General features: G+C 71.6%; 19 protein-coding genes and 2 riboswitches. Of the genes, 7 read left to right on the top strand and 12 right to left on the bottom strand.

Annotation, left to right across the window (positions count from 1 at the left end; translation table 11 throughout):
- Positions 1-162: 162 nt before the first annotated feature.
- Genes gcvP through gcvT form a run of 3 tightly spaced genes read right to left on the bottom strand, consistent with a single transcriptional unit; the run spans position 163 to position 4,621 of the window.
- A complete protein-coding gene (gene gcvP / locus J2X36_RS11045; RefSeq protein WP_310349659.1) occupies positions 163-3,009 on the bottom strand; it encodes an aminomethyl-transferring glycine dehydrogenase in 2,847 nt (948 codons plus the stop codon).
- A gap of 45 nt (positions 3,010-3,054) precedes the next feature.
- Positions 3,055-3,417, bottom strand: coding sequence for a glycine cleavage system protein GcvH (gene gcvH / locus J2X36_RS11040; RefSeq protein ID WP_310349657.1), 363 nt, complete (start codon positions 3,415-3,417; stop codon positions 3,055-3,057).
- 25 nt (positions 3,418-3,442) lie between these two features.
- A complete protein-coding gene (gene gcvT / locus J2X36_RS11035) occupies positions 3,443-4,621 on the bottom strand; it encodes a glycine cleavage system aminomethyltransferase GcvT (RefSeq protein ID WP_310349655.1) in 1,179 nt (392 codons plus the stop codon).
- A 57-nt stretch (positions 4,622-4,678) separates the two neighbouring features.
- A riboswitch (glycine riboswitch) is annotated at positions 4,679-4,773 on the bottom strand.
- 1 nt (position 4,774) lies between these two features.
- Positions 4,775-4,874, bottom strand: a riboswitch (glycine riboswitch).
- Positions 4,875-5,098: 224 nt separating this feature from the next.
- Between gcvT and J2X36_RS11030 the strand changes: the two genes are divergently transcribed.
- Positions 5,099-5,950, top strand: a complete 852-nt coding sequence (locus J2X36_RS11030) for a porin family protein (RefSeq protein ID WP_310349653.1) — start codon at positions 5,099-5,101, stop codon at positions 5,948-5,950.
- A 127-nt stretch (positions 5,951-6,077) separates the two neighbouring features.
- Here the strand turns inward: J2X36_RS11030 and J2X36_RS11025 are convergent, their stop codons facing one another.
- The 3 genes from J2X36_RS11025 to J2X36_RS11015 all read right to left on the bottom strand — a co-directional run bounded on the left by J2X36_RS11025 (position 6,078) and on the right by J2X36_RS11015 (position 9,233).
- Positions 6,078-7,451, bottom strand: a complete 1,374-nt coding sequence (locus J2X36_RS11025; RefSeq protein WP_310349651.1) for a TAXI family TRAP transporter solute-binding subunit — start codon at positions 7,449-7,451, stop codon at positions 6,078-6,080.
- 474 nt (positions 7,452-7,925) lie between these two features.
- Positions 7,926-8,813 (bottom strand): LysR family transcriptional regulator, encoded by an 888-nt coding sequence (locus J2X36_RS11020; protein ID WP_310349648.1) that lies wholly within the window; start codon positions 8,811-8,813, stop codon positions 7,926-7,928.
- Between the two features lie 207 nt (positions 8,814-9,020).
- Positions 9,021-9,233, bottom strand: a complete 213-nt coding sequence (locus J2X36_RS11015) for a tautomerase family protein (RefSeq protein ID WP_132255134.1) — start codon at positions 9,231-9,233, stop codon at positions 9,021-9,023.
- 167 nt (positions 9,234-9,400) lie between these two features.
- Here J2X36_RS11015 and J2X36_RS11010 point away from each other — a divergent pair, with 167 nt between their 5' ends.
- Both J2X36_RS11010 and J2X36_RS11005 read left to right on the top strand, forming a co-directional pair.
- Positions 9,401-10,969: a winged helix-turn-helix domain-containing protein gene (locus J2X36_RS11010; RefSeq protein WP_310349644.1), complete on the top strand. Its 1,569-nt coding sequence runs from the start codon at positions 9,401-9,403 to the stop codon at positions 10,967-10,969.
- A 202-nt stretch (positions 10,970-11,171) separates the two neighbouring features.
- Positions 11,172-12,500, top strand: a complete 1,329-nt coding sequence (locus J2X36_RS11005) for an alpha-amylase family protein (RefSeq protein ID WP_310349642.1) — start codon at positions 11,172-11,174, stop codon at positions 12,498-12,500.
- Between the two features lie 47 nt (positions 12,501-12,547).
- On the opposite strand, the gene J2X36_RS11000 is transcribed toward J2X36_RS11005, so the two are convergent.
- The 4 genes from J2X36_RS11000 to J2X36_RS10985 all read right to left on the bottom strand — a co-directional run bounded on the left by J2X36_RS11000 (position 12,548) and on the right by J2X36_RS10985 (position 16,317).
- Positions 12,548-13,489: an HlyD family secretion protein gene (locus tag J2X36_RS11000; protein ID WP_310349639.1), complete on the bottom strand. Its 942-nt coding sequence runs from the start codon at positions 13,487-13,489 to the stop codon at positions 12,548-12,550.
- 61 nt (positions 13,490-13,550) lie between these two features.
- On the bottom strand, positions 13,551-13,760 hold the full coding sequence (locus J2X36_RS10995) for a DUF1656 domain-containing protein (RefSeq protein ID WP_310349637.1): 210 nt from the start codon (positions 13,758-13,760) through the stop codon (positions 13,551-13,553).
- Complete coding sequence (locus tag J2X36_RS10990; RefSeq protein ID WP_310349634.1) at positions 13,757-15,826, bottom strand: FUSC family protein; 2,070 nt, start codon at positions 15,824-15,826, stop codon at positions 13,757-13,759. The genes J2X36_RS10995 and J2X36_RS10990 overlap by 4 nt, the downstream gene beginning before the upstream one ends.
- Positions 15,823-16,317: a MarR family transcriptional regulator gene (locus J2X36_RS10985; protein WP_310349631.1), complete on the bottom strand. Its 495-nt coding sequence runs from the start codon at positions 16,315-16,317 to the stop codon at positions 15,823-15,825. Before J2X36_RS10985 ends, J2X36_RS10990 begins: the two co-directional genes overlap by 4 nt.
- A gap of 217 nt (positions 16,318-16,534) precedes the next feature.
- Between J2X36_RS10985 and J2X36_RS10980 the strand changes: the two genes are divergently transcribed.
- Positions 16,535-18,082 (top strand): amidase family protein, encoded by a 1,548-nt coding sequence (locus J2X36_RS10980; protein WP_310349628.1) that lies wholly within the window; start codon positions 16,535-16,537, stop codon positions 18,080-18,082.
- A gap of 63 nt (positions 18,083-18,145) precedes the next feature.
- Here J2X36_RS10980 and J2X36_RS10975 read toward each other — a convergent pair whose 3' ends face one another.
- Both J2X36_RS10975 and J2X36_RS10970 read right to left on the bottom strand, forming a co-directional pair.
- Complete coding sequence (locus J2X36_RS10975; RefSeq protein ID WP_165937906.1) at positions 18,146-18,322, bottom strand: hypothetical protein; 177 nt, start codon at positions 18,320-18,322, stop codon at positions 18,146-18,148.
- 120 nt (positions 18,323-18,442) lie between these two features.
- The gene (locus J2X36_RS10970; protein WP_310349624.1) at positions 18,443-19,426 is read right to left on the bottom strand and encodes a LysR family transcriptional regulator; all 984 of its coding nucleotides are present in this window, start codon (positions 19,424-19,426) and stop codon (positions 18,443-18,445) included.
- 230 nt (positions 19,427-19,656) lie between these two features.
- Here J2X36_RS10970 and J2X36_RS10965 point away from each other — a divergent pair, with 230 nt between their 5' ends.
- From J2X36_RS10965 to leuD, 3 genes are read left to right on the top strand one after another with little or no spacing between them, the layout of a single operon-like run.
- Positions 19,657-21,006 carry a dicarboxylate/amino acid:cation symporter gene (locus J2X36_RS10965; RefSeq protein WP_132255143.1) on the top strand — a complete coding sequence of 450 codons (1,350 nt, stop codon included), beginning with the start codon at positions 19,657-19,659 and terminating at the stop codon, positions 21,004-21,006.
- A 58-nt stretch (positions 21,007-21,064) separates the two neighbouring features.
- Entirely contained in the window at positions 21,065-22,504 is a 1,440-nt protein-coding gene (gene leuC, locus J2X36_RS10960) for a 3-isopropylmalate dehydratase large subunit (RefSeq protein WP_310349621.1), read from the top strand.
- A 4-nt stretch (positions 22,505-22,508) separates the two neighbouring features.
- A complete protein-coding gene (leuD, locus tag J2X36_RS10955; RefSeq protein ID WP_310349618.1) occupies positions 22,509-23,120 on the top strand; it encodes a 3-isopropylmalate dehydratase small subunit in 612 nt (203 codons plus the stop codon).
- Positions 23,121-23,123: the final 3 nt, after the last annotated feature.

Raw genomic sequence — 23,123 nt, 5'->3', positions numbered from 1 at the left:
CTCTTTCCTGCGGCAAGGCCCGCGCTCGCGCGGGCCTGAACGGTCGCCCTCAAGTCTGCGAGCCGGGCGAAAGGCGCGGACCGCTTAGAGGCAACCCGTCCTTTGATCAAGTGCCGGGCCCGGAGGGACGCCGGAGACCGTGAAGCGTCCGACCGGAACCGGTCATTCCGCCGCCTCCCCGTAGGCTTCCGGCGGCGGGCAGGAGCACATCAGGTTGCGGTCGCCGTAGGCATTGTCGACGCGGTTGACCGGCGGCCAGTACTTGTCGATGCCGAGCGTGCCCGCCGGGAAGCAGGCGGCCTCCCGCGAGTAGGGCCGCTCCCAGGGGCCGATCAGGTCCTGCACCGTGTGGGGCGCGTTCTTGAGCGGGTTGTTCCGGGGGTCGCTCCGCCCCTCCTCGATCGCCCGGATCTCCTCACGGATCGCCAGCATCGCGTCGCAGAACCGGTCGATCTCCGCCTTGGTCTCCGATTCGGTCGGCTCGATCATCAGGGTGCCGGCCACCGGCCAGCTCATCGTCGGCGGGTGGAAGCCGCAATCGATCAGGCGCTTGGCGATGTCGTCGACGCTGATGCCGGCGCTCTTCTGGAAGGGGCGCACGTCGACGATGCACTCGTGCGCGACCCGCCCGTTCCGGCCGGCATAGAGGATCGGGTAGGCCCCCGAGAGGCGGCGGGCGATGTAGTTGGCGTTGAGGATCGCCACCCGCGTCGCCTGGGTCAGCCCGCGCCCGCCCATCAGCAGGCAGTAGCTCCACGAGATCGGCAGGATCGAGGCCGAGCCGTAGGGCGCGGCCGAGACGGCGCCCGCCTCGCCGCTGCGCGGATCGCCGGGCAGGAACGGGATCAGGTGCGCCTTGACGCCGATCGGCCCCATGCCCGGGCCGCCGCCCCCGTGCGGGATGCAAAACGTCTTGTGCAGGTTGAGGTGGCTGACATCGGCGCCGATGTCGCCGGGACGGGCGAGGCCGACGAGGGCGTTGAGATTCGCCCCGTCGAGGTAGACCTGCCCACCCTGCCCGTGGACGATCTCGCAGATCTCCCGCACCCGCTCCTCGAAGACGCCGTGGGTCGAGGGATAGGTGATCATGCAGGCGGCGAGCTCCGCCCCGTGCCGCTCGGCCTTCGCCCGGAAATCGTCGAGGTCGATGTTGCCGTCGGCATCCGCCCCGACCACCACCACGCTCATGCCGCACATCTGCGCCGAGGCCGGGTTGGTGCCGTGGGCGGAGGACGGGATCAGGCAGACCTTGCGGTGCCCCTCCCCGCGGGAGAGATGGTAGCCGCGGATGGCGAGAAGCCCCGCATACTCGCCCTGCGCCCCCGAATTCGGCTGCATCGAGATCGCGTCGTAGCCCGTGATCGCGCAGAGCTTGTCCGAGAGATCGCCGATCAGATGCCGGTAGCCCTCCGCCTGATCCTCCGGGACGAAGGGGTGGATCTCGGAGAATTCGGGCCAGGAGATCGGCAGCATCTCGGCCGTGGCGTTGAGCTTCATCGTGCAGGAGCCCAGCGGGATCATGGCCCGGTCCAGCGCGAGGTCGCGGTCGGCGAGGCGGCGCATGTAGCGCGTCATCTCGCTCTCGGCCCGGTTCATGTGGAAGATCGGGTGCGTCAGGTATTCGGACGTGCGCAGCAGCGCCTGCGGCAGCCGCGTCTCGGGCCAGCCCTCGTCGTAGGCGAGGTCGGTGCCGCCGAAGGCGTGCCAGACCGCCTGGACGATGTCGGGCCGGGTGCGCTCGTCCACCGTGATGCCGATCCGATCGGTCCCGACCCGGCGCAGGTTCACTCCGTTGGCCAGGGCGTTCTGCAGGATCACGCCCTGGAAGGGGCCGACCTCGACCGTGATCGTGTCGAAGAAGCTCTGAGGGCGAACCGTGAAGCCGAGCCGCTCCAGGCCCGCGGCGAGGCGCACCGCGTCCCGGTGCACCCGGTCGGCGATCGCCTTGAGGCCGCGGGGCCCGTGATAGACCGCGTACATCGAGGCGATGACGGCGAGCAGCACCTGGCTCGTGCAGATGTTCGAGGTCGCCTTCTCGCGGCGGATGTGCTGCTCGCGGGTCTGCAGGGCGAGGCGGTAGGCGCGGTTGCCGTTCGCGTCGACCGAGACGCCGACGAGGCGGCCGGGCAGCGCCCGCTTGTGGGCCTCGCGGGTCGCCATGTAGGCGGCGTGCGGGCCGCCGTAGCCCATCGGCACGCCGTAGCGCTGCATCGAGCCGATGGCGATGTCGGCCCCCATCTCGCCGGGCGGCCTGAGGAGCGTCAGCGCCAGCGGGTCGGCGGCGACCGCGGCGATGGCGCCCGCCGCGTGGAGCGCCGCGATCGGCCCGGACACGTCGTGGATATCGCCGCAGACGCCCGGATACTGGAACAGCGCGCCGAACACGGCCGCCGGGTCGAGATCCGTGAAGGGGTCGCCCACGACGATGCGCCAGCCGAGCGGCGCGGCACGGGTCTTCAGCACCGCGATGGTCTGCGGCAGGCATTCCTGATCGACGAAGAAGGTGTCCGCCTTCGCGGTCGCGACGCGGTGGGCCATGCCCATCGCCTCGGCGGCGGCGGTCGCCTCGTCGAGGAGCGAGGCGTTCGCCACGTCGAGCCCGGTCAGGTCGCAGACGAGGGTCTGGAAGTTGAGGAGCGCCTCGAGCCGCCCCTGGCTGATCTCCGGCTGGTAGGGCGAGTAGGCCGTGTACCAGGCCGGGTTCTCGAAGATGTTGCGCTGGATCGCGGGCGGCATCGTGGTGCCGTGGTAGCCCTGGCCGATCAGCGAGACGAGGACCCGGTTCCTGTCGGCGACCGAGCGGATATGCTCGAGCACCCGGCGCTCGCTCAGCGAGCGGCCGAAATCGATGCGCTCGGCCTGCCGGATACCCGCCGGCACGGTCTCGTCCACGAGGGTGTGGAGGTCGGGCGCGCGGACGACGGCGAGCATCGCGGCGATCTCCGCCTGGCTCGGGCCGATGTGGCGGCGGTTGGCGAAATCGTAAGGGTCGTAGCGGTCAGCGCTCATGGGATACCCCCGGAAATGGTGGAGCGGGCCGGCGGAAGGCGCGGGCTATTTCGGCATCGCCGCGTAGGCGGCCTCGTCCATCAGCCCCTCGAGGGCGGCAGGATCGTCGAGGCGGATCCGGTAGAGCCAGCCGGAACCCTGCGGATCGGCCGCGACCGAGCCCGGATCGTCGACCGCCGCCGGGTTGATCTCGGTCACCTCGCCGGAAACCGGGGCGTAGACGTCGGAGGCCGCCTTGACGGACTCGACCACCGCCGCGGCATCGCCCTTCTTCAGCCGCGCGCCGATCTTCGGCAGCTCGATGAAGACGAGGTCGCCGAGCTGCTCAGCGGCGTGGGCGGTGATGCCCACCGTGGCGACGTCGCCCTCGCGCATCAGCCATTCGTGATCCTCGGTGAATCTCAGCATGGTTCGCTCCTGTCGAAAGAGAGGCTCAGCCGCGCTTGAAGCGGGCCGGGACGAAGGGCAGGCGGGCGATGGCGAGGGCCAAGCGCTGGCCGCGCAGCTCCGCGAAGACGGTCCGGCCGGGCTCGGCGAGCGACGCGGGCAGGTAGCCCATGGCGACGGGCGCCCCGAGGCTCGGGCCGAACCCGCCCGAGGTGACATGCCCGACGGGCTCGCCGCCCGCCTCCGCGGCGTAGAGGGGGGCGCCGGCCCGGACTGGGGCGCGCCCCTGCGGCAGCAGGCCGACGCGGCGGCGCTCCGGCCCCCGCTCAAGCGCCCCGAGAATACGCTCCGCGCCCGGAAAACCGCCCTCCCGCACCCCGCCGCGCCGACGGGCCGGCGGGATCGCGAAGGCGAGCCCGGCCTCGACCGGATCGGTGTCGCGGTCGATGTCGGCGCCGTGCAGGCAGAGGCCCGCTTCGAGCCGCAGGGAATCGCGGGCGCCGAGGCCCACCGGCAGGACGTCGGGATCGGCGAGCAGGGCTTCGGCGACCGGCTCCGCTTCGTCCGCCGGCAGCGCGATCTCGAATCCGTCCTCGCCCGTGTATCCGGAGCGGGACACGGTCGCCGGCGCACCGAGGATCCGCGTCTCGCGCACCTCCATGAAGCGTAGCGCCGCGACGTCCGGCGCGAGTCGCGCCAGGCTCGCCTCGGCCCGCGGCCCCTGCAGCGCGAGGAGCGCCCCGGGCAGCTCGGCGGCGCGGACGCCGCCGGGGAGGTTCGCGCGCAGGTGCGCAAGATCAGCCGCCTTGTTGGCGGCATTGACGACGAGGATCAGCCGGTCGTCGAGGCGCGCGACCATCAGGTCGTCGCGGATGCCGCCGGCCTCGTCCGTCAGGAATCCGTAGCGCTGACGGCCCTGCGGAAGGCCCAGGATGTCGATCGGGATCAGCCGTTCCAGCGCCGCGGCGGCCTCCGCGCCGGACCCGGCCGTGACGACGATCCGGCCCATATGCGAGACGTCGAACAGGCCGGCCGCCTCCCGCGCGCGCAGGTGCTCCTTGAGGACGCCGGCCGGATAGTGGAGCGGCATCGCGTGGCCCGCGAAGGGCACCATCCGGGCGCCGAGGCGCAGGTGGAGCGCGTGGAGCGGCGTCTCGATCGGGGGTGGAGATGCGTGGGCCGGAGCGTCGCGCTCGACGGCGGGGTGGGGCGATTCTGGAGGCATCCGCTCTCTCCGCGACAGACAGCATCGGCAGAATCCGAGCGGATCCTGCCCCTGCCCCCATCTGTCGCGGTTACCTGAGAGCTTCTCTCAACCGCCGGGGCGGCCGAGATTTCTCCTTCGGTGGACGCCGTGCGGCGCCTCTCTCCAGATTGTCCAACGAGTGCGGTGATTGTGCCTGAGAGTTTCCGGGGGTGGTTGCTCCGTCGGCGCCATGCCCGGCTCGCACCGGACTGGGCTCTCCCGCGTCGTCTGTTTCGGACGGTCCCAGCCTGTCACGATGCGAAGCTTGCCGCAAGCGCCGCGAGCGCGCTGAAATGCAGCAATGCAAGAGGCTTAGAGGTACGTTTCTGCTCTTTTCTGCGGCAGGGAGCGCGAAACGGGGCGATTTCGGGGCCTGTGTGGCAAGACTGGCATAGGGGCGCTGCAGCATACGGCCTAGTCTCGCCCGGACTGCCATTCGTTTCGGGATCTCGCCCCATGATCAAGACGCTTCTCCTGGCGAGCGCCGCCTCCGCGCTCCTCGCGGGCGCCGCCTCCGCCGCCGACCTGCCCCGCCGCGCCGCGCCGCCGCCGGTCTTCACCGCCGTGCCCGTCTTCACCTGGAGCGGCTTCTACATCGGCACGCAGACCGGCTACGTGATCACCGACAACGGACCGATCCGCACGCAGGGCAACGATTTCCTCACGCGGGGCAACGTGCAGCAGGGCTTCCGTCCCGCTCAGATCCGCTCCGACGTCGACGGGCTGACGAGCCTCGGCGGCGGCATCGGCTACAATTATCAGTTCACGCCGGGCGCGGGCTTCGTGGTCGGCTTCGAGGCCGATGCGACCTGGACCGACATCTCGAAGCGTCCCGTTTACTTCAGCCAGCGGCAGGATCCGGCCGCATTCCAGCAGACGCTCGATTGGCTCGGCACCGTGCGCGGCCGCCTCGGCTACGCCTTCGACCGCCTCTTCGTCTACGGCACCGGCGGCTTCGCCTACGGTAACGTGCTCTACCGCGCGAACTTCTTCAGCTTCACCCCGCCCAATCCCCTCGCCTATACAGGTCGCTTCGACGGCATCGAGACAGGCTTCGTCTACGGCGGCGGCATCGAGTACGCCATCCCGACGGACAGCTTCCTCAACCGGTTCAACTTCATCGGCTCGTTCCTGAAGGCCGACGCCGTGACGCTGAAGGCGGAGTACCTCCACTACGACCTCGGCAGCCGCAACGTCCTCGTGGCCGGCGGCCTGCTGCCCGCGGCGACGGGCTCCTACACGTCCCGCTTCCGCACCGAGGGCGACCTGATCCGCGCTGGCTTCAACTACAAGTTCAGCGGATTCTGATCGAGAACGCCGGCATCGCCGGCCTTCGCGCCAGTCTCGGGGCCGGGTCCGCTCAGTGCGGATCCGGCCTCGCCGTTTGAGGGGGCCGAATTCCGAGCACCCGCCCCGCGAGCCGCCGACTTCCGGGTCAATCCACCGCCCGCAGGCCCGGTTTCGTCCCCGGCTGCGGGCGTGCCGCCTCCGCCGCCCGCCGCACGGTCGAGCGGGCCGCGTCCACGGCCATGGCCGCCGCGCTCATCGTGCGCGGCTCGGTCGGCCGGTCGACCGCGTGGCGCACGATCTCGGCGGCGAGGTCGTCGATCTCGCCGGCGAGCGCCTGGAGGCGGCCCGCATCCCCCGGCCGGCGCGCCTCCGCCTGGATCTCGAGAAGCCGCTCGGTGGCGACCTCGACCCGCTCGCGCCGCAGGCGGGACAGGCGCTGGCGCAGCCATGCCAAGCCGGATCCGACACCGCCGCCGAGGAAGGCGACGAGGTAGATCCAGGTCTCGTAGCGCTCGATGAAGCTCTCCTGCTCACGCTCGTAATAGTCGATCGCGCCCGGGTGGATCGGCAGCCGCGCGCTCGTCGCGCCCGCGGTGGCCTCGTAGCTGGGGGCATGGATGGCGTTGGCCGCGGGCAGGGTATCGGCGAGGGCGTTGCGCATCTCGAACAGGTATTGCGTCACCTCCGCGGCCGTGCTTCGCGAGAGATCGGACCGCGCCATCAGCCGGTAGGAGGCGCCCACCGTGGCGACGTCCTCCTCCGGCAGCTTCGGGCGGCCGCCGAACAAGCCTGCCGGCACGGAGACCGCCTGGAGCCGCGGGAACCGCTCGATCAGGGCCGGCCCCTCCGTCACGCCGAACAGGGCAATCTTCCGGTTGCGCGCCGCCGCCTGGACGAGGCCGACGATCCGGCGCGCGGCCGGCGTCGTCGGCGTCGTGACGAGGGCAACGGCGTCGATCCGCTTCTCGGCCAGCGCCTGCGCGAGATCGTCCTCCGCCACGGCGACGAGGGCGACGCTGCCCGCCGCAACGGGGCCGGGCTCGGTCTGGAGCTTGAGCCCGTAATGGTCCACCGCGTCGCCGATCAGGGTCCGGTCGGCGCTCCGCTCGGCGATCATGCCGAGGCGCTTGCGTGCGAGGTCGGGGAAGGCGCGAACGCCCGCGCCGTCCGGGGCCACCACGATGAGCGCCTGCTCCCGCAGGATCGCGAGCGTGAGCGCGTTCGGAGGCAGGGCCACGTCCGGACGCACGACCGCGAGGTCCACCTCTCCCCGGGCCAGCGCCTCGGCACTCTCGCGCACGCCGTCGAAGGGCCGGATCGTCAGGCGAACGCCCTTCCGCCGGGCCGCGAGCCCGTCCGCGTAGGCTTTGAGAAGGGTGGGTTCGGTGCCGCCGCTCGGCGCCACGGCGACGGTCAGGGTGCTGGCCCGCGACCAGTAGAGGGCGGCGCCCGCGGCGAGCGACAGCAGCACCGCGACCACGAGGAACACCATTTCCCGACTGACGGGCATCCTCCGCATCCTGTGGCCCCCGCCCGCCGCCCCAGCGGCGACCCGACGATGCGCAACACCGCGATCACCGATATGGTTGCGCCGGCCACGATCCCGGATGCCGACGCGCCGCCTCGACCGAGCAGGCGGCGATCACCCTCCCCGGGGCCTCGGGGAGCCACTTCCCGATCCCGCACCGCAGGGCGAACTCAAATTTCGAAATCCAGGGGCGCGATTCGCGGGACGGCGCGGCGCTCTGCCCCAAGCACGACTCATTGCGGCACCCGGGGCCAAGAAAAAACCCCGCGAACAGGGTTCACGGGGTCAGGTAATTCCACGGGGCGTCCCTAACGGGCCACTGGCATACTGAATACCATCTATGCGCGCGGCGCAAGGGGCGGCATACTGATTCTGCGGATTTTTGTTTCCCTATGCCGAATAGCCTACTTGCGCGGCGCCCCGCGAGCCTCGCTCACCAGGGGCCGTCGCAGGTCCGGCCGACAGTCAGGACAGAGCGTCCCGCTCGGCCTCGAGGAGCCGCACGAGCCGCTCGGCGAGGCGGCTCGGCGGTTTGCCCGCGGGCTGCAGCAGCATCGTCTCGATCGGCAAGTCCGGCCGGAATGGCCGCAGGGCGATGGGCAACCCCGAGAGCTCGCGTGCCGGTACGGGATCGACGATCGCGAGCCCCAATCCCTCGGCGACGAGGCCGCACCTCGCGGCGGTGTACTGCGCCATGTGGGCGAAGCGCGGCTCGACGCCGGACCGGGCGAAGGCCTCCTCGATGGCCGTCTGAAAGGCGCCCGCGCCTCCCGAGATCAGGGGCTCGCCCGCGAGGTCCTGGGCCGAGACGGCGCGCCTGCCGGCCAGGGGATGCCGGCGGGGCATGGCGCAGACGGCCCCGACCGTCAGGAAGCGTTCTGCCTCGACGCCGGTGTAGCCGGATCGCGGCCGAGCCAGCCCGATGTCGCATTGGCCCGAGGCGGCCCAGGACCAGATCGTGTCCGGGCTCGGAACGTGAACCGAGACGCGCGCACCGGGGCATTCCGCGCTCAGGTTCCGGATCGCGCGCGGCAACAGCCGGGAGGCCAGGGAAGGCTGGCAGGCGACGCGCAGCGAGCCGCTGCCGCGCTCCCGGATCTGACGAGCCGCGTGGCCCAGGTGCTCGAGGCCGGCATAGGTCCGCTCGACCTCCTGCGCGAACGCCTCCCCCTCTCGGGTCGGCACGGCGCTTCCGTGCCCCCGCACGAAGAGGGGGAAGCCGAGCTCGGCCTCGAGGTGCGCGATGGCGCGGCTGATATGGGGCTGCCCCACGCCGAGCGCGGCCGCGGCCCTCGTCATGCCGCCATGCCGCAGGACGGCCCGGAACAGGTCGAGATGGGCCGGATTGATCATGCCTCATCTGCATCGGAAGGCGAGATAGGGGCATGGGGCGCCATGAGGGGCGGCCGGTTGTCAAGCCGCGCGGGCCGCAGGCCGAGCCCAAATGCGCCGCTTCGCTCATCCTCGCCGGGTGCGTCAGCCCCCGGGGCGCATGCGGTCTCGGCCCGCGATTCCCGACGCCCGGAGATGCGGAGCCGCGTACGGCTCCGCATCGTCCCGTCAGGATCGCAGGGCCTTCACGTCCTCGGTCGTCAGACCCTTGCCGCCGATGCCCCAGTCACCGCTGCGCAGTTCCTGCACGCGCACCCAGGTCACGCCGCGCATGGCTTCGCCCTCGATCGCGACCATGGCATCCGTGACCTTCGCGATCATGTCCCGCTTCTGAGCCGGGGTGAAAACGCCTTCGATGAGCTGAATGTCGACGAGCGGCATGGTGATGCTCCCTTGGGTCCGGCCCGGGACGATCCCGGCGCCTGCGAGCCCCGTCCTAGCCGCCCTGCTCCGACCCGGCTTGAAGGCGGCCTGCAGAGGTCGGGGAGATTTCCTGGAGATGTGCTAGGATTCCGGCACCGCATGCGCTCGTCCCCGGAGAGCCGGCGATGCTCTACCACTTCGACGCGTTCGAACTCGACGCCGATCAGGTCGAGCTTCGCCGGAGCGGGGTCGTCATCCCGGTCGAGCGGCAGGTCTTCGCGGTGCTGCGCCTCCTCGTGGAGAACCGGGACCGCATGGTCTCCAGGGAGGAGGTCGTCGAGAAGGTCTGGAACGGGCGGTTCATCTCCGATGCCGCCATCTCGAGCCGCATCAAGTCGGCCCGCCGCATCCTCGGGGACGACGGGAAGGCGCAGCGCTTCATCCGCACCCTGCACGGCCAGGGCTTCCGTTTCGTGGCCGAGGTTCGGACGCGCGCCCCGCAACCGGCCCCGGTGCCGGCCCGGACGAAGGAGGGCCCGGCCGAGCCCAGCGACCTCAGCGAGCCGGGCAGGCCGTCGATCGCGATCCTGCCCTTCCGCCTCGCCGGGGCCTCGGCCCTGCACCCGGCCATCGGAGAGGCGATTGCCCACGATCTCATCACTGCGCTAGCCCGGTTGCGATGGCTGTTCGTGATCGCCCGCGGGTCGTCGTTCCGCCTGCCGGCGCAGGGCTGCGATGCGGCCCGCATCGGGCAGGTGCTCAACGTCCGCTACGCCCTCTCCGGGTTCATCGAGGCCTTCGCGAGCCGGGTGACGATCAGCGTCGAACTCACGGAGACGCGCACGGGCGGCGTCCTCTGGGGTGACCGCCTCTGCGGCGGGATCGACGACATTCACGACCTGCGCGCGCGCATCGCCGCGAGCATCGTCGCCGCCCTCGAGATCCGGGTGCCCCTGAACGAGGCGGCCCGGGCGTCGCTCGCCGTGCCGAACAGCCTGGACGCGTGGTCCGCCTATCACCTCGGCCTCCGGCACCTCTACCGCTTCAACCGCGACGACAACGCGACGGCGGCCGGCCTGTTCGAGCGTGCCGTCGCCCTGGAGCCCGGGTTCGCACGGGCCAATGCCGGATTGTCCGCGACGCATTTCCAGAGCGCCTTCCTGCGCTACTCCGACGATCCGGACCGCGATGCGGGGGCCGCGCGCCTCTTCGCCGAGCGAAGCGTGGAGCTCGATCCGCTCGATCCCTTCGCCAACGTCACGCTGGGGCGCGCCTTCTGGCTGACGGGCGACGTCGATCGCAGCCTGCCGTGGCTGGACCGCTCGACGCAGCTCAGCCCGAGCTACGCGCACGGCTTCTACGCCCGGGCATGGGCCGACATGGTCTGCGAGCGCGACCGGGACGGGAGCGAGAACGTCGAGACCGCGATCGCGCTCAGCCCGCTCGACCCGTTCCTCTACGCCATGCTGGCCACCCGTGCCCTGACCTGCCTGATGCACGGCGACACCGGGCAGGCCGCTTCCTGGGCCGACCGGGCGGCACGCTCGCCCGGCGCCCACGTGATGATCGCGCTCATCGCCGTGATCGCCCACACCCTCAACGCGGATCCGGAGCGCGCGGCGATCTGGGCCGCCGACGTCCGCCGACGCCGCGGCGCCGTCTCCCAGGCGCATTTCTTCGCATCCTTCCCCTTCCGGGAGGGTGATCTGCGGCGCCGGATCGCGAGGGCGCTGACCGATAGCGGCATTCATTGAGGGCACGGCGTCCCGGCCGCCGGGGCAGGCCAGCGCCCGCCGGTGCTGCCATTCGGGCGTGCGGTCTCGCCGAGGGCCGAGCTGCTGGTGTCCGGGCGGAAGCGGGGAGCGAGGAACAAGGCGGGGCGGCGGGAGGTTGGGTGCGGACTTTGCCGGCGGGGCGTTCCGCTGGCGCGGACCCTGCGAGCCCGGGACGGAATCGGTGTCGGCCTGGATCGAACATGCTGTCTGGTGGCAGATCTTTCCCCTCGGCTTCGTCGGCGCCGAGCCCGAGGCCCGTCGCGAGACGGCCGTCACGCATCGGCTGACCCATCTGCAGGCCTGGCTCGACTACGCGGCCGAACTCGGCGTCTCGGGCATCGCGCTCGGGCCGATCTTCGCGGCCTCGACGCACGGCTACGACACGACGGACCCGTTCCGGATCGACCCGCGCCTCGGCGACGAGGCCGATTTCGACGCGCTGATCGAGGCCGCTCGCAGCCGCCATCTGCGCATCCTGCTCGACGGCGTGTTCCATCATGTCGGGCGCGCCCATCCCGCCTTCCGGGAGGTCCTCGATCGCGGCCCTCAGGCGGAGCGCGCCCATTGGTTCAGGCTGTCCTGGCCGCGCGGCACCGCGCCCGGGACGGAGCCGGACTATGCCTGCTTCGAGGGACATCGGCAGCTCGTCACCCTCAACCACGACGAGCCCGAGGTCGCCGACCACGTCGCCGCGATCATGAACCACTGGCTCGCCCGCGGCGCCGACGGCTGGCGGCTCGACGCGGCCTACGCCGTCCCGAGACGGTTCTGGGCCGGCGTGCTGCCGCGGGTGCGCGCCGCCCATCCGGACGCCTACATCGTCGGCGAGGTCATCCACGGCGACTACGCCGGGTTTGTCCAGGATACCGGCCTCGATGCGGTGACCCAGTACGAGCTCTGGAAGGCGATCTGGAGCGCCCTCAACGACCGCAACCTGTTCGAACTCGCCCACGCGCTGGAGCGCCACAACGGCTATCTCGACAGCTTCGTGCCGCTGACCTTCGTGGGCAATCACGACGTGACGCGCATCGCCAGCCGCCTCGGGGACGAGCGCCACCTGCCCCACGCGCTCGCGATCCTGTTCGCCTGCGGCGGCACCCCCTCGATCTACGCCGGCGACGAGCAGGCCTTCCGCGGCGTGAAGGAAGAGCGTGTCGGTGGCGACGACGCGATCCGCCCTGCCTTTCCCCCCTCGCCCGCCGGGCTCGCCCCCTATGGCTGGCCGATCTATCGGCTGCACCAGACCCTGATCGCGCTCCGCCGACGCCATCCCTGGCTGCACCGCGCCCGTGCGCGGAAGGTTCACCTGACCAACGAGCAGCTCGTGCTGACGATGAACGAGGGCACCCGGCGCCTCCTGCTCGCCCTGAACCTCGCCGACGGGCCTGCGACGCTGCCGGCGCCGGACGCGCGTCACGTCGAAGCGGGAGACGGTGACCTCGTCTCGCCGGGCGGACGCGCGGGGCAGGTGAGCCTCCCGCCGCACGGCTGGGCGATCCTCTCCGCCTGATCCTCGGCGGGGAGCGGCCCACTCAGGTCGGGCCGTCCGGCCTCCGGTCACGCAACGCGGCGCAAGGCCTCGGACAGCATCCGCCGACAGAGCCCGAGCAGGTCGAAGCGCCCGGCCTCGCCCAGGGGTTCGACCGCGACCGTCGCGGTGCGGCCGGAGACCATCCGCACGCCCTGAGGAACGGCGTCGAGCTTGATCCGGACCGGGACCCGCTGAGCGAGCCGAACCCAGGCGAAGGTCGGGTTGACGCTGGCGAGCAGGTTCGAGCCCGCCGTGCGCTCCCGGTCCTCGACTCCGCCCGCCACGCTCTCGACCTGCCCGGCTAGAATGGCCCGGTCTCCCATCAGCCGGATGCTCGCCCGGTCGCCGACATGGATGCGCGCCAGCTTCGTCTCCTCGAAATATCCCTCCACCCGCAGGGTGTCGTCGTCGATGAGCGCCATCACGCCGCGCCCCGTGGTGACGTAGGTCCCGGGCCGGAGCTCCATGTTGCTGATCCGCCCGTTGACGGCGGCCCGCACGGCCGAGCGTTCGAGGTTGAGCTTGGCGAGGTCGCGGTCGGCGAGCGCTTGGTCGTAGGCCGCCCTCGCCTCCAGATCGGCGGCCCGGGCGGCCTCGACCTTCTGCTGCGAAACGGCCGCGTCGCTCAGCTTGCTGTAGCGCGCGTAATCCGCCGCGGCCTGATCGGCGCCGGCCCGCCTGCCCTCAACGGTCGCCTCGGCCTGACGCAGGGCCAGGGCGAAGCGCTCGGGGTCGATCCGGAGCAGGACGTCGCCGCGCTTGACGACCTGATTGTCGGCGACGGCGACCTCCGTGACGAGGCCCGAGACGTCGGGCGCCACGGCCACGACGTCGGCCCGGACCCGGCCATCCCGGGTCCAGGGTGCCTCCATGTAGTAATCCCACAGGGCCAGTCCGACGAGTGCGGCGAGCGCCACCGTCGCCAGGGTGACGACGAGGCGGAACGAGAGGGCGATGAGCCGTGTCATGCGATGAGCCGGACGAGCGAGAACGGGGGCGGGGCGGGCCGAGGGTAACGGTCGCCCCGCGTCACGAGGTCAGCGGGATCGCGACCGAGACGACGAGGCCCAGCACCACGACGTAGAGGGCGAGATCGAAGAGCGGCCGATGCCAGACCAACCGGTAGAATCCGGCCCAGGCCAGGGATCGCCGGGCGACCAGGCAGATGAGGAAGGCGACGAGCATCCAGGCGGCGAGGCTCGGGATGAAGACGCCGTAAAGGTCGAGATCACTGCTCATGCCGCGAGGTCCGGTCCGGAATGGGCGGCGTGGGCCGGCCGGTAGGGCGCTGCCTCGGGACCGAGACCCCGGCGAATGCCGACGAGGCCCATGAGGGCGGCGCGGTGGGCGGGACGCCGCGCCTCCTCCTCTGCCGCATCCAGGGCCGCGTCGATCAGGGGAAGGAGGTCGGCGGCCCGGTCCGCGTCGCCGCGATAATGCCGCGCCAGGGCGGACAGGAGGCGTTCGGCCGCGTCCCTGGCCGCTCCGGAGAGCTGCCGGCGGTCGCGCCGCAGCTCGACGATGTTGATCCCGACCCGCACCTCGGCGAGGAGGTCCGCCACCCGCTCGGCCTCGTCCGGCGGCAAGGCGGCGAGCCGCGGGGCGATTAACCCCACCCTGTCGAGCATGAGGGCGGCCAGTTCCAGGCCGTTCTGCGCGCCCTGGCGCCCGGCGGCCCGGGCGAGGCTCCGCCGGTTCACGGCCCGCAGGCGCCGCACGGTCCAGGCGGCGCCGACCGAGCGAACCAGTCGCGTCACGATCGCGGCCACCCACATCCCGGCGATCACGGCGATCGAGGAATTGGTGAACGCCGCGAAGTCGCCCGTGTAGCTGCCCTGGAGCGCGATCAGGGCCGAGCCGTTGGCCGCCGCCCCCAGTGCCAGCGGCGCCGTCCGCGGCTGGGTCATGAAGACGCCGCAGAGGAGGAGACCGGGCGCCAGTGCCAGGGCCAGCATCTCGAAGCTCGTGGCGAAGGGCAGGACCCCGAACAGGTAGATCCCGGCGCCGATCGCCCCGACGACGGCCGAGTTGGCGAAGCCGACGATGGAGGGCGCGGGATCGTCCTGCGCGGCGAAGAAGCAGCAGCCGACCGCCGCCATCATCGGGGCGCCGGCCCCGTCCGGCCAGCCGGTCGCGATCCAGATCGTGCAGGTCAGCACGATCGAGAGGAAGACGCCGACGGCGGAGAGAAGGGCCAGGCCGTGGTCCCGGTGGCGGATCGTCCGCGCCTCGGCCGTGTAGCGGAAGGCGAGATCTTCGATGACGGGGGTTCCGTCAGCGACGTGACGCTGCAGCAGGCGGGTGTCCTGGCGCAGGTCGATGAGGTCGCGCAGGCGTGCCAGGAGGCTCGCCAGGACGAGGTCGGTCCAGGCGGGGCGCTCCGGCAGGGCAGGATCCGCCGCCTCCGCCCTCTCCCGCAGGCGCGCCGCCTCGGCCGGGTCGGTCGTGCCGGCGGCGAGCCAGGCGGCCATGTCGCCGAGGAGCGTGCGGACACGCTCGGGCAGCGCCCGCGACCGCTCCAGCGCCTCGATCCGGTCCGAGACCGCGGACACGATGGGCAGGACCATGAGCATGTGCTGGCGCAGCATCGCCATGGCTTGGGTCGATCGTTCCGCGCCCGTCCTGTCGTAGCGCAACGGCGTCGCCAGGGCGTCGAAGGCGATGGCGTCGGAGGCGAGCCGCAGCCGCCTGGCCTGCGTGTCCTGGGTCTGAACCTCCTCGGCCCACGCATCCTTCGCCGCGCCGGCCCGGCCGAGAACGTCCACGGCCCAGCCGCGCGCGTCGTGCAGCCAGCCCTCCAGCCGGCCCGCGATCACGGGCGCCACGGACTGGGGCAGCACGACCGACGAGACGAGGCCGGCGCACAGGATCCCGAGCGTGATCTCCTCGGCCCGCGCCACCGCCGTGTCGAACATCGTCCCCGGCTCGGCTACGGCCGGAAACCCGATCAGGGCAGCGGTGTAGCCGCCGAGCATCATCAGGTAGCTGCGCGGGGTCCGGTCGAGGAGGGAGACGTAGAGGCAGACGGCGACCCAGAGCGCGATGGCGAGCGTCAGGAGTTCCGGCGCGTTGACGAGGTTCGGCACCAGAATGACGGCCACGCTGGCACCGAGGATGGTCCCGAGCACCCGGTAAAGCGCCTTCGAGCGCGTGGCGCCCGCCAGCACCTGGCTCGTGATGTAGACGGTACCCAGGGCCCAGTAGGGTCGCGGCAGGTCGATCCACAGGGCGAGGTACAGGGCCAGCATGGCGGCCCCATAGGTCTTGGTCGCGAAGGCCCAGTCGCGCCAGCCCGGAAGGGTCATGCCGCGGGCTCCCCCTCGGACGGCTCGCTGAGATGGCCGGAGCCTGCTTCCGCATCGCGGCCGACTTCGTGGAGCGCCCGGAACACCCGCAAACTGGCCTCGATGTCGGCGGCGCTCACGGCGACGAACACCGATTCCCGCAGAGTGTGAAGATCGGCTTCCATCCTCGCCACCACCGCCCTGCCCGCCTTCGTGAGGCTCAGCACCTTGGCGCGCCGGTCGGTCGGATCCTCCTTGCGGACGACCAAGTCCGCCGCGCCGAGCTGATCGAGCAGGCGCACCAGGGAGGGGCCCTCGATACCGATCGCGTCGGCGAGGGCGTTCTGGCGCGGCTCGCCCTCCATGCGCCCGATCATCACGAGGGGGAGCGCCGTCGCGTCCGAGATCCCGTGCGCCCGCGCCGCCGCGTCCGCGCACCGGCGCCACTGGCGGCCGGCGAGGAGCAGGGCCTGGGTGTAGGCTTGGCGCAGCTGCTTGAGATCGTCCTGCATCCGGCCCCCGCGAACATGACCGGAAGGTCGCCGGTGTCGTTAGATAGTAAGCTATCTATTCAACTGCAACGCGCGGTTGCACGATCTTGAACGCGCGCCGCAGTTGCGTGCCCGACGTGAGACGCGGGAGGGTATGCTGCGCACGCATCCCTGTCGCGGAACTCTGGCCTGGCCTATGCCTCCGAAGCCCGTTCCGTCACCGCAACCAGCAGGATTCATGTTCAAACCCCGTACCACTCTCAGCACCGTTGCCCTGCTCGCCCTCCTCGGCGCCCCCGCACAGGCGCAGGAGCGCTTCGCCGTCGAGGAGGCGACGATCGCCGGCGTCCACGACGCCCTCGCCGCCGGGACGATCACCTGCCGCAGCCTCGTGCAGACCTATCTCGATCGGATCGCCGCCTACGATCAGGCCGGCCCGAAGCTCGCGGCGATCCGGGAGGTCAACCGGCAGGCCCTCGGGCAAGCCGAGGCGTTCGACCGGAACCGCAATCGCCTGGCCTCGGAGCCCCTCGCCTGCGTGCCGCTCGTCCTCAAGGACAATTACAACACCGCCGAACTGCCCACGACCGGCGGCTCGGCCTCCCTGGCCGGGGCGCAGCCGGGCAAGGACGCGTTCGCGGTGGCCAAGTTGCGCAAGGCGGGAGCCATCGTCCTGGCCAAGACGAACCTGCAGGAATTCGCCCAAGGCGGCGTCTCGGTCAGTTCCCTCGGCGGCCAGGTGCGCAACCCCTACGACCTGACCCGCACGCCGGGCGGCTCGAGCGGCGGCACCGGAGCGGCGGTGGCGGCGAACCTCGCGCTCGCCGGAACGGGCACCGACACCGTCAACTCGATCCGGTCGCCGGCCTCGGCCAACAACCTCGTCGGCCTGCGCGCGACGCAGGGGCTGATCAGCCTGAGCGGCATCATGCCCGTCTCGAAGACGCAGGATGCGATCGGCCCCATCACCCGCACGGTTGCGGACGCGGCAGCGCTCCTGCAGGTGATGGCCGGACCCGACCTCGACGATCCGCTCACATCCCCGTCGGCCGGCAAGGTGCCGGAGAGCTACGCGGCCTTCCTGAAGCCCGACGCGCTCAAGGGCGCGCGCCTGGGCGTCGTCAAGGCGCTGTTCGGAACGAAGCCCGAGCATGCCGAGGTCAACCGGGTGATGCAGGAGGCCCTGGACGCCTTCGAGAAAGCCGGCGCCACCCTGGTCCCGATCGAGGATCCGGCGTTCGAGGCCAACGCGCTCAACGCCGAGAACGACGTCCAGACCTACGAGTTCAAGGCGCTGTTCAACGCCTACCTCGCCACGATCCCGAATGCCCCGCACAAGGATCTGGCCGGCATCATCGCCTCGGGCCAGTATCACAAGGCCGCGCTCGAGAAGTTCCTCAACGGTGCGGAGGCTCGCCGGGACGGCATGGCCGAGCCGGACTACAAGGTGCGGCTGGAGCGGATCTCCGCCTTCAAGGCGCGTGTCGCGGCCGTGTTCGACAAGGAGCGCCTCGACGCCCTCGTCTACCCGCTGCAGAAGCGGCTGGTCGTGCCGATCGGCGAGTTGAACCAGGCGGAGCGCAATGGGATCGTGGCGGGTCTGACGGGCTTCCCGGCGATCGACATCCCGGCAGGCTTCTCGGCGCCGACCGAGAGGGCGCCGCTCGGCGTGCCGGTCGGCCTGGACCTGCTCGGCAGACCCTGGAGCGAGGGCAAGCTGCTCGGCCTCGCCTACGCGTTCGAGCAGGCGACCAAGCTGCGCCGTCCTCCGGCCAGCGCGCCGTGAGCCCGGTCGCCTGAGCCGCCCTGCCGCCGAGACGGGCCGGCGCGCGCCAGGGCGTGCCGGTCCTCAGCCCTCCTCGACCGTCGGACGGTCGATGTTCTGCTCCTCCTCGTCGAAGACGTAGCCTGCCAGCCAATCCGCGCTGTCTTGCGAGCCGGCGCGGTAGGGATTGGCCGAGACCGGCTTGCCGGCGAGCTTTGCCGCCCGGCCGTCCTGCATGGCCTGATTGAGATCGTCCTCCATGGTGCGTTCTCCCGTGCGGCCTCGGCCCTGCCGCAGCCGCGAGCGGGTGCGGCAGGGCCCGATCGCATCATGGCACGAACGGGTGCCGCGCTCACCGCTCCCGCCGGAGCGCCGGGACCCTCAGGGCCTGAACGCCTCGTTGGCCGCCGAGGCTTCCGCGCCCGGCTCCTCGGGAGCAGCCTCGTCCCGCGCCTCCCGGTCGCGGCCCGCGACGAGGCTCCAGAGACGCTCCGCGGCCGGACTCTGTCGGGCCCGGGGCCGGTACAGGCGGATCTCGACGGGGATGTCGCCGCCCGACGCCCCGGCCCGCACCAGCCGGCCGCGCTCCAGATCGTCGGCCACGACGCTCAGAGGGGCCCAGGCAAGCCCGTGCGCGTCGCGCGCCATGGCGACGAGCAGGGAGGTCAGGTGCGAGGCGAAGACCGGCCGCAGGGACGCGCCGCTCCGCTCGATCGCCCGCGCGCCGGCCAGGATGCGCCCGAGGCCGGATTCGGTCGTGTAGGTGAGGAGCGGAAGCGGCGCCTCTCGCGTCCCCGGAAGGGCGTGGAGCGGCCCGGCCCCGTCGGGCAGCGGCGCGCTCACGGGCAGCAGGATGTCGGTGCCCAGCGGGACGGACCGGAACTGATCCGAGGCCAGCCCGTGCGTGGTCTGCGGATGATCGTGGCAGAGGAGGAAATGCGCTTCGCCGCGCAGCATCATCTGCTCGCAGGCCGCCATGTGCGCGGCGGTCAGGTTGACGGTCGCCTGGATGTTCTCGAAGCCCTCCAGGGTCCTGACCCAGTTCGGGAAGAAGCTCACCGACAGGGTCTGCGTCGCGGCGAACCGGACGGTCGCTGCCGCCATCCGCCCGGCCTCCCGCGCCGCCTCCCGCCCCAGGTAGAGCCGCCGAAGCGTCTCCTCCGCCACGGGCCGGAAGCGCTCGCCGGCCGGCGTCAGCGTCACCGGCAGCACGTCCCGCGCGAAGAGGGGGGCGCCGACCCAATCCTCGAGGGCGCGGACCCGCCGGCTGAAGGCGGGCTGCGTGATGCAGCGCTGCTCCGCCGCGCGCGAGAAGTGCCCCAGATCGACCAGGGTCAGGAAGTCTTCGAGCCAGGCGGCGTCCATCCGTCGAGCCCTCCCGGCGGGGCGAGGCCGCTCCGCGGCCCCTCTCCCGCGCTCGATCGGGCGAGGATGACGAGCGCCCGCAGGCCGGTCAACGGCGCCGGGACAGCCCGGCATCAACCGATGCCGCAACGGCATTGGCGCTCGTGCGCGCGCTCTGGTCCTGTGACCGCAGACCGCCCCGGCTCGCAGCCAGGATGGCGGCTTACCAGAAGCGAACCGGGAGAAACGCCGTGCAGAGGGTCGCCCAAGCCTCAGCCAAACCGCTCTACAGGAGCCTCTACGTCCAGGTGGTCGCCGGCATCCTGCTCGGCGTCGCGGTCGGCACCGCGGCGCCCGGCCTCGGCGTCGACATGAAGCCGCTCGGCGATGCCTTCATCAAGATGATCAAGATGGTCATCGGGCTGGTGATCTTCTGCACCGTCGTCGCCGGCATCAGCGGCATGAGCGACATGAAGAAGATGGGCCGGCTCGGCGGCAAGGCGCTGCTCTACTTCGAAATCCTCTCGACCATCGCCCTCGTCATCGGCGTCGTGGTCGGCAACCTCGTGCGGCCGGGCGCCGGCATGAATGCCGACCCGAGCAAGCTCGATGCGGGCGCGGTCGCCAAGTACGCCGGTGCCGCCAAGGAGCACGGCACCGTCGACTTCCTGCTCAACATCATCCCGAACACCGTGTTCGATGCCCTGACGAAGGGCGAGATCCTGCCCGTCGTCTTCGTCGCCGTGCTGTTCGGCACCGTCCTGTCGAAGATGGGCGATGCCGGCCGGCCGCTGCGCGACCTCGTCGACGCCGCCTCGCACTGGATCTTCGGCGTCATCAACGTGCTGATGCGCTTCGCCCCCTTCGGCGCCTTCGGCGCGATGGCCTACACGATCGGCAAGTTCGGCCTCGGCTCGCTCGGACAGCTCGTCGGCCTGATCGGCACCTTCTACCTGACCGGGGCGATCTTCGTCTTCGGCGTGCTCGGCCTCGTCTCGCTCTGGGCCGGATTCAGCCTGTTCAAGCTGCTGCGCTACCTGAAGGAGGAGCTGCTCATCACGCTCGGCGCCAGCTCCTCGGACGCCGCTTTGCCCTCGCTGATGGAGAAGCTGGAGCATCTCGGCTGCTCGAAATCCGTCGTCGGCCTCGTCGTGCCCACCGGCTACATCTTCAATGCCGACGGCACCTGCATCTACATGACGCTCGCGGCCCTCTTCGTCGCGCAGGCCACCAACATCGACCTCACCCTGACGCAGCAACTCGCGATCTTCGGCGTGTCCCTGCTGACCTCGAAGGGGGCGAGCGGCATCACCGGGGCCGGCTTCATCGCCCTCGTCGGCACGCTCTCGGTCGTGCCCGCCATCCCGCTCGCCGGCATGGCGCTGATCCTCGGCATCGACCGCTTCATGAGCGAGGGCCGGGCGATCGTGAACATCATCGGCAACGCGGTGGCCGCCGTCGTGATGGCCAAGATCGAGGGCGAACTCGACACGGCCCGCATGCGCGACGTGCTCGAAGGCCGGCTCGTCGCGGATGATCCGGTCGGCGGCGACGCGAAGGCCCCGCCCCGCGCGGTCCTCCCCGCCACCGCGACGGCCTGACCCGGCCTGCCCCGGGCGCGGCCCCGCCGCCGCGCCGCCTGTCCCAAGGACCGAAACGATGTCGCCCCGAACCCTCTACGACAAGCTGATCGACAGCCACACCGTGGCCCACCTCGACGACCGGACCGGGCCGGGGGCCGAGGTGCTGCTCTACATCGACCGCACGGTGCTCAACGAGTACACCAGCCCGCAGGCCTTCAGCGGCCTGCGCGAGGCCGGGCGCCGTGTCTGGCGGCCGGAAGCCGCGCTCGGCATCGTCGACCACGTCAACCCGACAGCGCCGGACCGCGGTCGGGCGATGCCGGACGCGGGCGGCGCCCGCCAGGTGCGCTACTTCGATGAGAATTGCCGCACCTTCGGCATCGAGCTGTTCGACGTGCTGCACCCGCTCCAGGGCATCGAGCACGTGGTCGCGCCCGAACTCGGCTTCATCCTGCCCGGCATGATCGTGGCCGCGGGCGACAGCCATACCACCACCTACGGCGCCCTCGGCGCCCTCGGCTTCGGCATCGGCACCTCCGACATCGAGCACTACCTCGCCACGCAGACGCTGCGGTATCGCCGGATGCGGACGATGCGCGTGTGGCTCGACGGCGCCCTCTCGCCGGGCGTGACGGCCAAGGACGTGGTGATGGCCCTGATCCGCCGGATCGGCGCTTCGGGCGCCACGGGATACGCCGTGGAATTCGCCGGCGACGGCGTCGCGGCGCTCTCCGTGGAGGGCCGGATGACCATCTGCAACATGGCGGTGGAGGGCGGGGCGCGCGGCGTCGTCATGGCGCCGGACGCGGCCGTCTTCGCCTATCTCGCGGGCAAGCCCCGCGCGCCGAAGGGCGAGGCCTGGGAGGGCGCCCTGCGGCACTGGTCGGGCCTGCACAGCGACGCAGACGCCGTCTTCGACCGGGAGATCCGTCTCGCGGCCTCCGAGATCGAGCCGCTGGTGACCTGGGGCATCAGCCCGGATCAGGCGGCCCCGGTCGGCGGCCGGATTCCCGACCCCGGCGCCGAGCCCGACACGAACCGCCGCCGGGACATGGAGCGGGCGCTGGCCTACATGGACCTCGTGCCCGGCACCGCGCTGGAGAGCGTGCGCATCGACCGCGCCTTCATCGGGTCCTGCACCAATGCCCGCCTCTCGGACCTGCGCGAGGCCGCCGCCGTGCTGCGGGGCCGCCGCATCGCCGCGGGCGTGCGCGGTATGGTGGTGCCGGGCTCGTCCAGCGTGCGCCGCGCCGCCGAGGCGGAGGGGCTCGACCGGGTCTTCGTCGAGGCCGGGTTCGAGTGGCGCCAGTCGGGCTGCTCGCTCTGCCTTGCCATGAACGACGACGTGCTCGCCCCCGGCGAGCGCTGCGCGTCGAGCACGAACCGCAACTTCGAGGGCCGCCAGGGCGCCGGGGGCCGCACGCACCTGATGAGCCCCGCCATGGTCGCGGCCGCCGCCGTGACCGGCCACCTGACCGATGTGCGCCGCCTCGCGCAGCAGCCCCAGGGGATCTGAAGCCATGCAGCCCTTCACCACCGTCACCGGCCCGGCCGCCTCCCTGCTGGCCGCCAACGTCGACACCGACGTGATCATGCCCAAGCAGTTCCTGAAGGGTATCGACCGGAGCGGCCTCGGGGCCGGGACCTTCCACGACCTCCGCTTCCGGCCGGACGGCGCCAAGCGGCCGGAATTCGTGCTCAACCGGCCGGATTGGGAGGGCGCGCGCTTCCTCGTGGTCGGACCGAATTTCGGCTGCGGCTCCTCCCGCGAGCACGCGGTCTGGGGGCTCCTGCAGCTCGGCATCCGCGCGCTCGTCGGCACCACCTTCGCCGGCATCTTCGCGGACAACGCCGCCAATAATGGGCTCCTCCTCGTCGGTCTCGACCCGGAGCGGGTCGAGACCCTGGCGGCTCTCGCCGCCGAGCCCGGATGCAACCGCTTCACGATCGATCTGCCGGAGCAGACCATCCTGGCCGGCGACGGGGTGCGCATCGGGTTCGAGATCCCCGCCTCGCGCAAGGACGCCCTCGTCCGCGGCCTCGACGCGATCGGGACGACGCTCGACCACGCGGCCGCGATCCGCGCCTTCGAGAGGCGCTACCACGCCGACCGTCCCTGGCTCGCGCGGTGAGGA

The organism is Methylobacterium sp. BE186 (assembly GCF_031457035.1).
GTDB classification, from domain to species: domain Bacteria; phylum Pseudomonadota; class Alphaproteobacteria; order Rhizobiales; family Beijerinckiaceae; genus Methylobacterium; species Methylobacterium segetis.
Note: the sequence above shows the minus strand (reverse complement) of the source record. Positions and strands in the feature narration are given on the sequence as shown.

What these genes read in the sequence shown, in the direction of transcription:
- gcvT (WP_310349655.1), bottom strand. Translation starts at nt 4,621, where the DNA reads ATGCCTCCAGAATCGCCCCACCCCGCCGTCGAGCGCGACGCTCCGGCC.
- J2X36_RS11030 (WP_310349653.1), top strand. Translation starts at nt 5,099, where the DNA reads ATGATCAAGACGCTTCTCCTGGCGAGCGCCGCCTCCGCGCTCCTCGCG.
- J2X36_RS11015 (WP_132255134.1), bottom strand. Translation starts at nt 9,233, where the DNA reads ATGCCGCTCGTCGACATTCAGCTCATCGAAGGCGTTTTCACCCCGGCT.
- J2X36_RS10970 (WP_310349624.1), bottom strand. Translation starts at nt 19,426, where the DNA reads ATGGACGCCGCCTGGCTCGAAGACTTCCTGACCCTGGTCGATCTGGGG.
- J2X36_RS11020 (WP_310349648.1), bottom strand. Translation starts at nt 8,813, where the DNA reads ATGATCAATCCGGCCCATCTCGACCTGTTCCGGGCCGTCCTGCGGCAT.
- leuC (WP_310349621.1), top strand. Translation starts at nt 21,065, where the DNA reads ATGTCGCCCCGAACCCTCTACGACAAGCTGATCGACAGCCACACCGTG.
- J2X36_RS11025 (WP_310349651.1), bottom strand. Translation starts at nt 7,451, where the DNA reads ATGCGGAGGATGCCCGTCAGTCGGGAAATGGTGTTCCTCGTGGTCGCG.
- J2X36_RS10985 (WP_310349631.1), bottom strand. Translation starts at nt 16,317, where the DNA reads ATGCAGGACGATCTCAAGCAGCTGCGCCAAGCCTACACCCAGGCCCTG.
- J2X36_RS11010 (WP_310349644.1), top strand. Translation starts at nt 9,401, where the DNA reads ATGCTCTACCACTTCGACGCGTTCGAACTCGACGCCGATCAGGTCGAG.
- J2X36_RS11000 (WP_310349639.1), bottom strand. Translation starts at nt 13,489, where the DNA reads ATGACACGGCTCATCGCCCTCTCGTTCCGCCTCGTCGTCACCCTGGCG.
- leuD (WP_310349618.1), top strand. Translation starts at nt 22,509, where the DNA reads ATGCAGCCCTTCACCACCGTCACCGGCCCGGCCGCCTCCCTGCTGGCC.
- gcvP (WP_310349659.1), bottom strand. Translation starts at nt 3,009, where the DNA reads ATGAGCGCTGACCGCTACGACCCTTACGATTTCGCCAACCGCCGCCAC.
- J2X36_RS10975 (WP_165937906.1), bottom strand. Translation starts at nt 18,322, where the DNA reads ATGGAGGACGATCTCAATCAGGCCATGCAGGACGGCCGGGCGGCAAAG.
- J2X36_RS10990 (WP_310349634.1), bottom strand. Translation starts at nt 15,826, where the DNA reads ATGACCCTTCCGGGCTGGCGCGACTGGGCCTTCGCGACCAAGACCTAT.
- J2X36_RS10995 (WP_310349637.1), bottom strand. Translation starts at nt 13,760, where the DNA reads ATGAGCAGTGATCTCGACCTTTACGGCGTCTTCATCCCGAGCCTCGCC.
- gcvH (WP_310349657.1), bottom strand. Translation starts at nt 3,417, where the DNA reads ATGCTGAGATTCACCGAGGATCACGAATGGCTGATGCGCGAGGGCGAC.
- J2X36_RS10980 (WP_310349628.1), top strand. Translation starts at nt 16,535, where the DNA reads ATGTTCAAACCCCGTACCACTCTCAGCACCGTTGCCCTGCTCGCCCTC.